The following is a 13,369-nucleotide window of genomic DNA, read 5'->3' on the forward strand; positions in this document are numbered from 1 at the left end:
GGTCGGGTCACGCCGACACCAACGCTTTCGGTGTGACGGTCACCTCGAACGGCTGCGTGAGCGTGACGCTCTGGTCGCCGGCGGCCCGGCCCACCTCGACGTACGCGCCATCGACCAGGTCGTAGGCCACGATGGACGGCTCGACCGGGTCGACGATCCAGTACGACGCCACGCCGTGCTCGGCGTACGTCGAGTACTTGAGGGCCTGGTCCGTGCGCCGCGTGCTCCGAGACAGCACCTCGATGGCGAGACTCAGCGGCGCCGTGATGGGCGCCGCCTGGTCGTGTTCCCGGCGGATCACGAAGACATCGGGCTGGAACGACGTCCGGTCGTCCGGCTGCCAGTCGCGAGGTGCGATGTACAGCTTCAGGTCTTCAGGCGTCTTGGGCCCCAACAGCAAGGCGAGCCCGAGGACCGCGTCCTGGTGCGGCCCCAGCGGTGCGGGCGTCACCAGCAGCGCCCCGTCGACGAGTTCGTAACGCAGGCCGTCGTCGGGGAAGTGCTCGAGGTCACCCACGGTCCATCCGTCAACCGCATGTGGCCGCTCCATCATGGTTGTCATGGTGCCCCCTTCCGGGCTCGGTCGCCACTCAGCCTTCATGGCGACACCACGTCCCGCAATCGGCAATCGCCGGATTGTGGACAACTAGCCGACCAGCAGTTCGTTGTGGACAACCTCGGCGCGTTCGCCCTGCCAGCGGCGCCGCGCCCAGCGGTCATGGGTCACGACGACGACCGCAAGGCCGGCGCCGTCGACCGCCGCCTCCAGCTCTTCCACCAGGCCGAGCGACAGGTGGTTCGTCGGCTCGTCGAGGAGCAGCACCTGGGGCCGGGTCACCAGCAGCCGGGCCAGCGCGAGCCGGCGCTGCTGCCCGACCGACAGCGCGCCGACCGGCATGCCCAGCGCCGGTCCGGGCAGCAGGCCGAGGCCGGCCAGCTCGGCCTGGTACTCGGGGGCCGGGCCGGGGCGACCGGCGGCGAACGCCTGCACCGCCGTCAGCGACAGGTCGGGGAAGCTGCCGGTCTGCGGCAGCCAGCCGATCCGCAGCCGCCGCGACCGCAGCACCTCGCCGGTCTGCGGCTCCAGCGCCCCGGCCAGCACCGCCAGCAGCGACGACTTGCCCGAGCCGTTGCGGCCGGTGATCATCAGCCGGGTGTCGCGGGTGACGTCCAGCGCGCGGGCGGCGATGCGGCCCGGGACCTTCACGTCGCGGACGGCGATCAGCACGCCGTCGGGCACGCCGGCGCCCAGCGCGGCGTCGAACCGGAGCAGCCGCGGCGGCTTCGGGATGCGCAGCTCCTCCAGCCGGCGCAGCCGCACCTCGGCCTCGCGGACCCGCCGCGACACGGCCGCGTCGACCTTCTGGCTGGCGAAATGCGCGGCGAACTTGTCGTTGTCGCGCCGGCCGCGGCCGTCGTGACCGACCCGGCGGGCGTCCTGCTTGACGACCGCGCGCGCCTCGTCGACGTCGTCGGACCAGGTGGCGTACGCCTGCTCCCACCGCAACCGGGCGGCCGCCTTGCCGGCCAGGTAGTCGGTGTAGGCGCCGGTGTAGCGGGCCGGGCCGATGTGCGGGGTGCCGTCGCGCTCCACCGTCAGGACGGGGTCGAGGTCGAGGATCGACGTGGCCACGCCGTCGAGGAACGCGCGGTCGTGCGACACGGTGACGACGGCGCCGCGGTACTCCTTCAGCGCGTCCTCGAGGAAGGCGATGGCGTCGTCGTCGAGGTGGTTGGTCGGCTCGTCCAGCAGCAGCACGTCCGGCGCGCGGACCAGTGCCAGCGCCAGCGCCAGCCGGGACCGCTGGCCGCCCGACAGCGTGTCGACCGTCCGGTCCCCCGCGATCTCGGCCAGGCCCAGCCCGGCCAGCGCGCGGGCGGCCCGGGCGTCGGCGGCCCAGCCGTCGCGGTGCTCGAACTCGGCCAGCAGGTCGCCGTACTCGTCCAGCACCGACTCGTCGCCGTCGGCGAGCCGCGCTTCGGCGGCGCGCATGCGCTGCTCGAGGACGCGGAACTCCGCCAGCGCGGCGTCGACGGCGCCGTCGACGGTGCTGCCGGCCGGCAGGTCGGGCTCCTGGGTGAGGTAGCCGAGCGTGCCGTGCCGCTCGACGGTGCCGGAGTCGGGCGCCTCGACCCCGGCCGAGAGCCGGAGCAGGGTCGACTTCCCGGCGCCGTTCTCGCCCACGATGCCGAGCCGCTCCCCCGCGGCGGCGTCATAGCTGACGCCGTCGAGGACCCGGCGGCCGGCGTAGGCGATGCAGAGAGCGCGAACGGAGAGGAGAGACACGTGACGACCTCGACGAGGTTGCTGGGAGCCCGCCGGGTGGACGCACCTCGGGCACGGGCGGAGTCACGCGTTCAGATCACATCACTGTCAAGGATGCCACGTGGGTACTGTCCCGGGCAAAGCGATTTCCCGGACCGTGAGGAGCTGCTGTGCAGAAGATCGCCAACATCGTCGTCGACTGCGCCGACCCGCGACTGCTCGCCCACTTCTGGTCCGACGTCCTGGGCTACCCGCGCCTGGAGTACCCCGAGGAGATGCGCCGCGAGCTGCTGGCGTCCGGCCTCACCGAGGACGACCTGCTCGCCCGCGTCGTCGCCGAGGACCCCACCGGCGAGGGACCGCGGTTCTACTTCCAGCGGGTGCCCGAGGCCAAGCTGGGCAAGAACCGCGTCCACGTCGACGTCCGGTCGGTGCCGGGCCGGCGCGCCGAACCGCACGAGGTCGACGCCGAGGTCGAGCGCATCACCGCCCTCGGCGCGACCGTCCTGCGCAAGGCCGACGACGCGTGGGGCCCGTACACCGAGTACTTCTACGTGCTCGCCGACCCCGAGGGCAACGAGTTCTGCGTGTGCTGACGCCGGCGCGGCATCTCGCGCTCTCGACATTACGGTCAGGCCCGTAATACCATCCGCGCATGATCCCCCGCCGCCGCTTCCTCCAGGCAGCCGCCGCCACTGGCGCGGCCGTCGCCGTTCCCGCCGTCTCCTCCCTCCCGGCCTCGGCCCGGCCGTCGTCGCCCGCCGAGGGCACCGTCACCGACCTCGGCCCGGCCAGCGTGGCCAGCCCCCTGGGCAACGGTGAGTTCGTCGGCGACGTCCTCTACATGGGCTCGCGCGGACTGGCCCCCAACGTCGTCGGCGCCTGGGACCTGGGCACCGACACCATCGCCACCCATGTCGAGATCACGACGGGCATCGGCATCTGGGCGATGTGCAAGGTCGGCACCGACGTCTACGTCGGCACGCACTCGCGCTCCGACCTCTACCGGATCGACTCGATCAGCGGCGAGGTGAGCAAGCTCGCCGAATACCCCGACCACTTCATCTGGACCATGGCCGCCTCCCCCGACGGCAAGATCTACATGGGCATGTCCGAGCCGGGGCGCGTGGTCGAGTACGACCCGGCCACCGGCGCCAGCCGCGACCTGGGCCAGCCCGCGCCCGGCGAGGCCTACGTGCGCAGCATCCAGGCCGACGACACCCACGTCTACGCCGGCATCGGGGCCAACGCCCACCTCATCGCCATCGATCGGCAGACCGGCGAGAAGCGCGAGCTGCTACCCGCCGAGCTGCTGGACCGCGACTGGGTCTCCAGCATGCACATCAGCGCCACTCACATCGCCGGCGGGCTCAACTCCACCGCCGAGCTCGTCGTCCTGGACAAGGCCGACCCCAGCAGCTACCGGATCGTCAAGGCGAGCGCCGCGGGCGAGAAGTACACCGTCGCCGTCCTCATCCACGACGGCTGGGTCTACTTCGCCGGCCGCCCCACCGGGACGGTCTACCGCGTGCCGGTGGACGGCGGGGAGCCGGAGGTCCTGGGCGTGCCGTTCCCGGAGGCGCAGACGGTGCGCCTGCTCGAGCACGGCGGGCGGATCTACGGCCTGCAGGATCCCGGCATCTTCGTCTACGACCCGGCCACGGGCTCGATGGACTACGTCAGCCACGTCCAGCGCGGCTTCCGCGCCGCCGCCGAGGCGCCGATGTCGGTGCACTCCGACGGCAAGGTCATCTACGTCGGCGGCAAGAGCGGGGCCGATCTGCACGACCTGGCCTCGGGCGAGGTCACCCGGCTGCCCATCCCGGGCGAGCCGAAGACTGCCATCACCGTCGACGGCACCACCTACCTCGGCATCTACACCCAGGCCGCGCTCTACTCGCACCGCGCCGGCGACGCGGAGGCCGAGCTGCTGTTCCGCACCGGCCAGAACCAGGACCGGCCCAAGGACCTGGCCTACGACCGCGCCACCGGCCTGATCGCCATGTCCACCCAGCCCGAGCCCGGCCACCCCAACGGCGCCCTGGACCTCTACGACCCCAGGACCGGCCGGCTGGACACCTACCGCCCGGTCATCGAGCGGCAGACGGTGTTCTCGCTGACCGCCGTCGCCGGAACGCTGTTCATGGGCACCAGTACGCAGGAGGGCCTCGGTTCGCCGCCCGTCACCCCCACCGCCAAGCTGGCCGCGTTCGACCTGCGGACCAGGACGGTGACGTGGGAACTGGAGGTGCTCCCGGGCATCGGCGCCATCATGGACCTGGCGCACACCCCGCGGGCCGTCTACGGCATCACCAACACCGGCGTGCTGTTCGAGTACAGCCTGGTGCAGCGCAGGATCACCCGGACGATGCAGGTCAGCGAGCGCGGCGGCGACCTGTTGATCGCCGGCTTCACCGCCTACACCAGCGACGTGAACGCCGTGTACCGGATCGACCTCGTCCCCTTCACGGCGAAGAAGATCGTCGACGGCCTCGCGAGCGACTGGTTCGGCGGCGGGTCGCGGCTCAACATCGCGCCCAACGGCCGCGCCCTCTACGCGTTGAAGGGGCGTGACCTGGTCAGCATCGCGATCCGCCCGCGCCTCGGCTGAGGCGCGGGCGGCGTCGCGTCAGTTCCCGGGCTGCTCCGGTACGGCGTCGATGCCGGCCTCCTTGCGCTGCTGCGCGGTGATCGGCGCCGGCGCGGCCGTCAGCGGGTCGTAGCCGCCGCCGGTCTTCGGGAACGCGATGACGTCGCGGATCGAGTCCGAGCCGGCCAGCAGCGCCGTGATGCGGTCCCAGCCGAACGCGATGCCGCCGTGCGGCGGCGCGCCGTACTTGAACGCGTCGAGCAGGAAGCCGAACTTCTCCTGCGCCTCGTCCGGGCTCAGGCCCATCACCTGGAAGACGCGTTCCTGCACGTCGCGGCGATGGATACGGATCGACCCGCCGCCGATCTCGTTGCCGTTGCAGACGATGTCGTAGGCGTAGGCGAGCGCGCTGCCCGGGTCGGTGTCGAAGGTGTCGATCGACTCGGGCTTCGGCGACGTGAACGCGTGGTGCACGGCTGTCCAGGCGCCGGACCCGACGGCGACGTCGTCGGTCTCGTCGACCGGCTCGAACAGCGGCGCGTCGACCACCCAGGTGAACGCCCATGCGCTCTCGTCGATGAGGCCGGCCCGGCGGCCGATCTCCAGCCGGGCCGCGCCGAGCAGCGCCTGCGACGACCGCCGCGGTCCGGCCGCGAAGAACACGGCGTCGCCCGGGACCGCGCCGACCAACTTCGGCAGGCCGGCCGTCTCGTCCTCGGACAGGTTCTTCGCGACCGGGCCGGCCAGCTCGCCGTCGGCCCCGACCAGCACGTACGCCAGGCCGCGGGCGCCGCGCGCCTTGGCCCAGTCCTGCCAGCCGTCGAGCTCCTTGCGGCTCTGCGACGCGCCGCCCGGGTGGACGACGGCGCCGACGTAGGCCGCCTGGAACACCCGGAACGAGGTGTTGGCGAAGTGCTCGGTGACCTCGGTGAGCTCCTGCCCGAACCGCAGGTCGGGCTTGTCCGAGCCGAACCGGTCCATGGCGTCGTGGTAGGTCATGCGCGGGATCGGGGCGCTGATCTCGTGGCCGACCAGCGCCCACAGCGCCGTCAGCACCTTCTCGGCCAGCGCGATGACGTCGTCCTGCTCGACGAAGCTCAGCTCGACGTCGAGCTGGGTGAACTCGGGCTGGCGGTCGGCGCGGAAGTCCTCGTCGCGGTAGCAGCGGGCGATCTGGAAGTAGCGCTCCAGCCCGGCCACCATGAGCAGCTGCTTGAACAGCTGCGGCGACTGCGGCAGGGCGTACCAGGACCCCGGCCGCAGCCGGGCCGGCACCACGAAGTCGCGCGCCCCCTCCGGCGTCGACCGGGTCAGCGTCGGCGTCTCGACCTCGACGAAGTCCTCGGCCAGCAGGACGTCGCGGGCGGCCTTGTTGACGGCACTGCGGAGGCGGATCGCGGTGGCCGGACCGGACCGGCGCAGGTCGAGGTAGCGGTACTTCAGCCGCACCTCCTCGCCGACGTCGACGTGGTCGTCGATCTGGAACGGCAGCGGCTCGGCCTCGCTGAGCACCTCGAGCGCCTCGGCGACGACCTCGATCTCGCCGGTCGGCAGGTTCGGGTTCTCGTTCCCCTCCGGGCGGCGGCCGACCTGCCCGGTGACCTTGATGCAGAACTCGTTGCGCAGCCCGTGCGCCACGGCCTCGTCCCGCACCACCACCTGCGCCACCCCGGACGCGTCGCGCAGATCCAGGAACGCCACTCCCCCGTGATCGCGGCGGCGGGCGACCCAGCCGGTGAGGGTGACGGTCTGGCCGGCGTGGCCGGCACGCAACGTGCCGGCCTCGTGGGTGCGGAGCACGGGTGTTCCTCTCGGATCGTGCGTTGTACGTGGACCAGCCGATCCTACGGAACCCGCTCCGTCCACGGCGAGGCGATTCCCCCAACCCCGTTGATCTTGGAGTTGTTCGGCCATCTACCGGACATTCCAGGCCCTATGTGCCGAACAACTCCAAGATCAACTTTGGAGGGACGGCGGGCGGCGGCGGGCGGCGGGCGGTGTGCGTCAGAAGAGGGGGTCCTGGCCGGGTACGACGGTGGCAGCCTCGGTTCCGCTGCCCGACGGGGTCAGCCGGGTGCCCCAGCGCTTCCCGTGCAGTGGCCGCCGCCGGTCGTCGACCAGGTCTTCGTCGTCGTCGCCGCGGAGCCGGTACGCCTTCAGGTGCGGCTCGACCCGGGCGCGCAGCCAGTCGCGGTAGCGCTGGTCGGAGTAGGAGCCGCGGTGGTAGAGCCGCCGGTACAGCGGCAGCAGGTCGGGCCGGGTGGACTCCAGCCAGCCGAGGTACCACTCGCGAGCGCCCGGCCGCAGGTGCAGCGGGATGTAGCTGATGCCCGTCGCGCCGGCCTCGGCCACCGCCGCGACCAGCGCGGACAGCTGCTCCTCGGAGTCGGTCAGGCCGGGCAGGATGGGCGCCAGCAGGACGGTGCACGGCAGCCCGGCCGCTCGTACGGCGCGGACGAGGTCGAGCCGGGCCTTCGGCGTTGGGGTGCCGGGCTCGACGGAGCGGTGCAGCCCCTCGTCGAGCAGCGCCAGCGACACGCCGACGCCGACCTGGACGTCCTCGGCGGCGCGCTGGAGCAGCGGCAGGTCGCGGCGCAGCAGCGTGCCCTTGGTGAGGATGCTGAACGGCGTGCCCGACCCGGCCAGCGCCTCGATGATGCCCGGCATCAGCCGGTACCGGCCCTCGGCCCGCTGGTAGGGGTCGGTGTTGGTGCCCATGGCGACGTGCTCGCGGGCCCAGCCGCGCCGGCCGACTTCGCGCCGCAGCACGTCGGCGACGTTGACCTTGACGATCACCTGGCGGTCGAAGTCGTCGCCGGCGTCGAGGTCGAGGTAGGTGTGAGTGTTGCGGGCGAAGCAGTTGTGGCTGACGACGCCGTGCGCGATGAAGTCGCCGGTGCCGGTGGTGAGGTCGAACATCGGCAGCTCGACGTCCATCGCCCGCACGTAGCTGACCGCCAGCGCGTCCTCGCCCCGCACCGCCGCGCCGACCACGCTGCGGCGCAGGCCCATCAGGCGGTCGCGGGTGGTGAGGTACGGCCGCGGCGGGTCGCCCTCGCCGGGCGGCGCCACGTGCTTCCAGCCGTCCAGCGTCAGGAACCGGTGGTCGCCGCTCGCGACGATGGAGGTGCCGCCGTCGAGCTCGACCCGGAACGCCGGCTTGGACGTGCGCCAGTGGTCGACCACCTGGGTGCGCACCAGCCGCCGGCTCAGCCCCTCGCGCCGGGTGCCGAGCACCTGGTCGCCCGGCCGCACCCGCGCGAGCGGGACGGTGGTGCCGTCGGCCATGCTGATGGGCGCGTAGCCGGACAGGCAGTACGTGCACGCGTGGCTGCAGCCGCGGTACGGGTTCACCGTCCACCGGAACGGCACGTGCGAGGCCTCGGGCACCTTGTTCAGCGCCGACTTGGACGTCACCTCGTGGAACGTGATGCCCTCGAACTCGGGCGTGCGCACGCTGCGGACCAGCCCGGACAGCCGCTGCAACCCCGGCAGCGCGGCCCCGTCGGTGACGGCGAGCTCCTGACCTTCCCAGCGCATCCATCTATTCGAACACACGTTCGGAGCGCTGGCAAATCCCCCAGTCGGTGTCGGATCGGGGCGGCGGCGTTCGTGGAAGGGGTAAGAGGCCGCCTACAAGGGGCGGCCCGAGGAAGGGACCGACATGAAACTGACGACTGTCACGAACGTCTCCGTCGACGGCGTCATCCAGGGACTGGGCGGGTCGAACGAGGACCGCAGGGGCGGGTTCGAGCGCGGCGGCTGGGCGCTGCCGCTGTTCGGCGGCGACGCCGAGACGTACCTCAGCGACGTCTACCAGCGTGCCGACGCGTTCCTGTTCGGCCGGCGAACCTATGAGATCTTCGCCGGCTCCTGGGGCACGATCGAGGACATGGCGAACGCGCCCATCGGGCAGGCCCTGAACGAGCGGCCCAAGTACGTCGCGTCCACCACCCTGACCGACCCGCGCTGGGCGGGCAGCACCGTCTTCTCCGGCGACGTCGCGGGAGCCGTCCGCGAGCTGAAGGCCGGGCGGGAGGGTGAGCTGCAGGTGCACGGCAGCGGCGCTCTGGTCCGCTGGCTCCTCGACCATCGGCTGGTCGACGAGATCGCCCTGTTCACCTATCCCGTGGTCGTCGGCCAGGGCACCCGGCTGTTCCCCGACGCCGGCCCGGACGCGGCGCTCGATCTGGTTGACTTCCGCTCCTTCACCAACGGCATCACCCACCACGTCTACCGGCCCACCGGGCGCCCCCAGTACGCCGCCGGCTGAGGAGCTGATCTGACGATGACGTCCGACGTCCGGGAGGCGGTCACCCGGGCCCATCGCGAGGAGTGGGCCCGGCTGGTCGCGTCCCTGACCAGGCGTTTCGGCGACCTCGACGTCGCCGAGGAGGCGGCGGCCGAGGCGTTCGGGACCGCCGTCCAGCGGTGGCCGTCCGACGGCGTGCCGCCGAACCCCGGCGGCTGGCTGACCACCACCGCCACCCGCAAGGCGATCGACCGCGTCCGCCGCGAGCTCAAGCGCGACGAGAAGCAGAAGGAGGCCACGATGCTGTTCGACGGCGACCCGCCCGAGCCGCTCGGTGCCATCGACGACGAGCGGCTCCGGCTGATCTTCACCTGCTGTCACCCGGCGCTGGCGATGCCGTCTCGCGTGGCGCTGACACTGCGCATGGTCGGCGGCCTGACCGTGGCCGAGATCGCCAGCGCCTTCCTCGTGCAGGAGACCGCGATGGGCCAGCGGATCACCCGCGCGAAGGCCAAGATCAAGGCGGCCCGCATCCCCTACCGGGTGCCGTCCGCCGCGGACCTCCCGGCCCGCGTGTCCGGCGTCCTCGCCGTCCTCTACCTCATCTTCAACGAGGGCTACCTGGCGACGGGCGCCGACGCCGGCCCCGTCCGGCACGACCTGACCGCCGAGGCGATCCGGCTCACCCGCCTGATCCGGGCCCTCCTGCCCGACGACGGTGAGGTGGCCGGCCTGCTCGCGCTGATGCTGCTCACCGAGGCCCGCCACACCGCGCGCTTCTCCGCCGGCGGCGACCTGGTCACGATCGACGCGCAGGACCGCGGCGCCTGGGACGCGGCGCTGATCGCCGAGGGGCACCGGCTGGTGCGCGAGCGCCTCGCCACTGGAGTGGCGCCGGGCCGCTACCAGATCCTCGCCGCGATCAACGCCGTGCACACGTCCGCCCGCCAGATGCGCGACACCGACTGGTCCCAGGTCGTCGCCCTCTACGACCAGCTCGTCCGCGTCGACCCCTCGCCGATCGTCGCCCTCAACCGGGCCATCGCTGTCGCCGAGCTCGACGGCCCGGACGTCGCTCTCGCCGCCGTCGACCGCCTCCGGGACGACCTCGCCGGCTACCACCTGTTCCACGCCACCCGCGCCGAGCTGCTGCGCCGCCTGGGCCGCGGCCAGGACGCGCGCGCGGCCTACGACGCGGCCATCGGTCTGGCCGGCAACACCGCCCAGACCGCCCACCTCACCCGCCGCCGCAACGAGCTCGCCTAGCGCCCGCCTCCCACCAGCCGCGATGGTTGGCAGTTTGGTGGGTCTATGACACCACCAAACTGCCAACCATCGGCGGAGTGAGGCACGCAGGCAACAGCAGAAGGCGGCCCGCTAGACCAGCCGCTTGAGGTGCGTGACCAGCCCGTTCACCGAGACGGCCTGCTGCTCCCCCGTCGCGAGGTCCTTGACCTGGGCGACGCCCTCGGCAAGGTCGCGCTCGCCGACCACGACGGCGTACTTGGCGCCGCTGCGGTCGGCGGCCTTCATGGCGCCCTTGAGGCCGCGGCCGCCGGTGGCGAAGTCGGCCGTCACGCCCTCCCGTCGCAGCGACGTCACCAGCGAGAACGCCCACGCCGCGGCCTCTTCGCCGAGCGGGACGGCGAACACCTGGACGCCGGTGGCGCCCGGCAGCGGCAGCCCTTCGGCCTCCATGGCCAGCAGCGTGCGGTCGGCGCCGAGCGCCCAGCCGACACCGGGCAGGGCGGGCCCGCCGAGCAGTTCGGACAGGCCGTCGTAGCGGCCGCCACCGCCCACCGCGGACTGCGAGCCGAGGCCGTCGTGGACGAACTCGAACAGCGTGCGGGTGTAGTAGTCGAGGCCGCGGACCAGCCGCGGGTCGTCCTCGAACGCCACGCCCGCCGCGGTCAGCAGCGACCGGACGGTCGCGTGGTGCGCGCGGTCCGACGGTGACAGGAAGTCGGTGATGACCGGCGCGTCGGTGAGCGCCTTCTGGATCTCCGGCCGCTTGTCGTCGAGCACCCGCAACGGGTTGATCTCGACCCGCCGGGCGGTCTCGTCGTCGAGGTCGAGCCTCCGCAGGAACTCCTGCAGCGCCGCCCGGTACGCCGGCCGCGACTCGTGCGAGCCGAGCGAGTTCAGCAGCACCCGCACCCCCGTCAGCCCCAGCGCGCGGTAGGCGTCGACGGCGAGGACGATCAGCTCGGCGTCGCTGGCCGGGTCCTCGGTGCCCAGGATCTCCGCCCCGACCTGCGAGAAGTGCCGGTAGCGGCCCTTCTGCGGCCGCTCGTAGCGGTAGTACGAGCCGGAGTACCAGAGCTTCACCGGCAGCGCGCCGCGGTGCAGGCCGTTCTCGAGGACGGCGCGCAGCACCGGCGCCGTCCCCTCGGGCCGCAGCGTGACGTCGTCGCCGCCGCGGGTGGTGAAGGAGTACATCTCTTTGGTGACGATGTCCGTCGACTCGCCGACGCCGCGGGCGAACAGCGTCGTCTCCTCGAAGCTGGGCGTCTCGACGTAGCCGTAGCCGGCCGTGCGCAGCGGCGCGGCCAGGGCGTCGCGGACGGCGAGCATGGCCTCGCCGCGCGGCGGCACGAGGTCGAAGGTGCCCCGGGGGGCGCGGAATTCCGGTGTGTTCACGTGTCTACAGTCCTCGCAGGTACGGGTTGGATGCGCGTTCCCGGTCGAGGGTCGACGCCGGGCCGTGGCCGGGCCGGACGATGGTGAGTCCGGGCAGCCCGTCGTCCGACGCGAGCCGGGTCAGCGTCGCGCGCATCAGCGCGTCGTCGCCGCCCGGCAGGTCGGTGCGGCCCACCGTGCCCGCGAACAGCACGTCGCCGGTGAAGACGACGCCGTCGGCGGGCGCGTGGTAGAGCGTCGACCCCTCGGTATGGCCCGGGGCGTGGACGGCGCGCAGCCCGACGCCGGCGAGGTCCAGCTCGGTCTCGGCGCCGCCGAAGGTCCGCACGTCGGCCGGCGGCGTCCAGTCGGCGCCGAACTGGGCGAACTGCGCCGCGAGCTGCGGCCCGAGCGAGCCGAGCGGGTCGGCCAGCCGGTACGCGTCGCCCTCGTGCAGGTGGACGGGGAGGCCGCGGGCCTGCGACAACTCGCTCAGCGCGTAGGTGTGGTCGAGGTGGCCGTGGGTGACGAGGACCGCCACAGGCTCGAGGGAGTGCTCGGCGAACACCTTCTCCAACTGCTCGGCGACGCCGATGCCGGGGTCGATCACCACGCACTCGCGGCCGTCGCCGGCCGCCACGACGTAGCAGTTGGTGCCCAGCACGGGGGCGACGACGGTGAGCAGGAGCACCCAGGAAGGTTACCGGCGGGCCGGTCATCGCCGCGAACTCGTTATCTGATTCCCGCCGTGTACTGCCTAGACTGTCTCCGCGTACCACACACGCGAAGGGGGGTCGCCGCGGCCTTCCTGAACGTTTTCTCGACGGAGCGGGAGGATGGCCGGTGGCCCAGAGCGCCAAGCAGCGACGACGTGAGCTCGCGCGCCAGCACCACGATCGCCAGCAGGAACGGCGAGCCGCCGAGGCGGCGCGACGGCGCAAGCTCGGCCTCGTCGTCGGTGGCGTCATCGTCGTGGTGGCCCTGGTCATGGGCACGCTGCTGGTGTCGGGCGCGCTCGGCGGCGACGACGATCCCGTCGCGGCCGGTTCCGACTCCGACCCGTCGGCCGACACCGCCACCGGCGTGTGCGACTACCGCGCGGCCGGCGAGTCGGCCGTCCCGAACCTCGGCACGCCGCCCGCCATCGACCCCGCCGCGCTCGCGACGCCGCTGCCCACCACCGCGACGCTGACGATCAACGGCGCGCCGGTCACCGTGACGCTCGACGCCGGCGCGCCGTGCACCGTCAACTCGATGGCCTTCCTGGCCGCCGCCGGGTATTACAACGCGACCTCCTGCCACCGCCTGACGACGTCCGCCTCGCTCAAGGTGCTGCAGTGCGGCGACCCGACCGGCTCCGGCTCCGGCGGCCCCGGCTACGAGTACGACAACGAGAACACCGACGGCGCCACCTACCCGGCCGGTACGGTGGCCATGGCCAACGGCGGGCCCAACACCAACGGCAGCCAGTTCTTCCTGGTGTACGGCGACTCCCAGCTGCCGCCCGACTACACCGTTTTCGGCCAGATCACCGCAGGTCTGGACGTGATCACTGGAATCGCCGACGCTGGAACCGACAACGGATCGGAGGATGGCGCGCCCATCACCCCGGTCACCCTCGACTCCGTCGCCACCGCCTGAC

Annotated in this window: 11 protein-coding genes; 5 read left to right on the forward strand and 6 right to left on the reverse strand. The window is 72.6% G+C overall.

Annotated elements, in window-relative coordinates; translation table 11 throughout:
• Nucleotides 1-7: 7 nt before the first annotated feature.
• Nucleotides 8-517: a Uma2 family endonuclease gene (locus BLV05_RS21645; protein WP_052762737.1), complete on the reverse strand. Its 510-nt coding sequence runs from the start codon at nucleotides 515-517 to the stop codon at nucleotides 8-10.
• Between the two features lie 129 nt (nucleotides 518-646).
• Nucleotides 647-2,287: an ABC-F family ATP-binding cassette domain-containing protein gene (locus BLV05_RS21650; RefSeq protein WP_046770404.1), complete on the reverse strand. Its 1,641-nt coding sequence runs from the start codon at nucleotides 2,285-2,287 to the stop codon at nucleotides 647-649.
• A gap of 149 nt (nucleotides 2,288-2,436) precedes the next feature.
• Between BLV05_RS21650 and BLV05_RS21655 the strand changes: the two genes are divergently transcribed.
• Both BLV05_RS21655 and BLV05_RS21660 read left to right on the forward strand, forming a co-directional pair.
• Nucleotides 2,437-2,862 (forward strand): VOC family protein, encoded by a 426-nt coding sequence (locus BLV05_RS21655; protein ID WP_046770405.1) that lies wholly within the window; start codon nucleotides 2,437-2,439, stop codon nucleotides 2,860-2,862.
• Between the two features lie 59 nt (nucleotides 2,863-2,921).
• Nucleotides 2,922-4,877: a ligand-binding sensor domain-containing protein gene (locus tag BLV05_RS21660; RefSeq protein WP_046770406.1), complete on the forward strand. Its 1,956-nt coding sequence runs from the start codon at nucleotides 2,922-2,924 to the stop codon at nucleotides 4,875-4,877.
• Nucleotides 4,878-4,895: 18 nt separating this feature from the next.
• Here BLV05_RS21660 and aspS read toward each other — a convergent pair whose 3' ends face one another.
• The gene (aspS, locus tag BLV05_RS21665) at nucleotides 4,896-6,656 is read right to left on the reverse strand and encodes an aspartate--tRNA ligase (protein WP_046770407.1); all 1,761 of its coding nucleotides are present in this window, start codon (nucleotides 6,654-6,656) and stop codon (nucleotides 4,896-4,898) included.
• A 204-nt stretch (nucleotides 6,657-6,860) separates the two neighbouring features.
• Nucleotides 6,861-8,396 carry an Rv2578c family radical SAM protein gene (locus BLV05_RS37090; RefSeq protein WP_046770408.1) on the reverse strand — a complete coding sequence of 512 codons (1,536 nt, stop codon included), beginning with the start codon at nucleotides 8,394-8,396 and terminating at the stop codon, nucleotides 6,861-6,863.
• 124 nt (nucleotides 8,397-8,520) lie between these two features.
• On the opposite strand from BLV05_RS37090, the gene BLV05_RS21675 reads away from it, so the two are divergent.
• Together BLV05_RS21675 and BLV05_RS21680 are read left to right on the forward strand one after the other, a co-directional pair.
• A complete protein-coding gene (locus BLV05_RS21675; protein ID WP_046770409.1) occupies nucleotides 8,521-9,129 on the forward strand; it encodes a dihydrofolate reductase family protein in 609 nt (202 codons plus the stop codon).
• Between the two features lie 15 nt (nucleotides 9,130-9,144).
• A complete protein-coding gene (locus tag BLV05_RS21680; protein WP_046770410.1) occupies nucleotides 9,145-10,374 on the forward strand; it encodes an RNA polymerase sigma factor in 1,230 nt (409 codons plus the stop codon).
• A gap of 111 nt (nucleotides 10,375-10,485) precedes the next feature.
• Here BLV05_RS21680 and hisS read toward each other — a convergent pair whose 3' ends face one another.
• A complete protein-coding gene (hisS, locus tag BLV05_RS21685; RefSeq protein ID WP_082155471.1) occupies nucleotides 10,486-11,748 on the reverse strand; it encodes a histidine--tRNA ligase in 1,263 nt (420 codons plus the stop codon).
• Between the two features lie 4 nt (nucleotides 11,749-11,752).
• Entirely contained in the window at nucleotides 11,753-12,418 is a 666-nt protein-coding gene (locus BLV05_RS21690; protein ID WP_046770411.1) for an MBL fold metallo-hydrolase, read from the reverse strand.
• A 152-nt stretch (nucleotides 12,419-12,570) separates the two neighbouring features.
• Here BLV05_RS21690 and BLV05_RS21695 point away from each other — a divergent pair, with 152 nt between their 5' ends.
• A complete protein-coding gene (locus BLV05_RS21695) occupies nucleotides 12,571-13,368 on the forward strand; it encodes a peptidylprolyl isomerase (protein WP_046770412.1) in 798 nt (265 codons plus the stop codon).
• Nucleotide 13,369 lies beyond the last annotated feature (1 nt).

Source organism: Jiangella alkaliphila (assembly GCF_900105925.1).
Classification (GTDB): Bacteria; Actinomycetota; Actinomycetes; order Jiangellales; family Jiangellaceae; genus Jiangella; species Jiangella alkaliphila.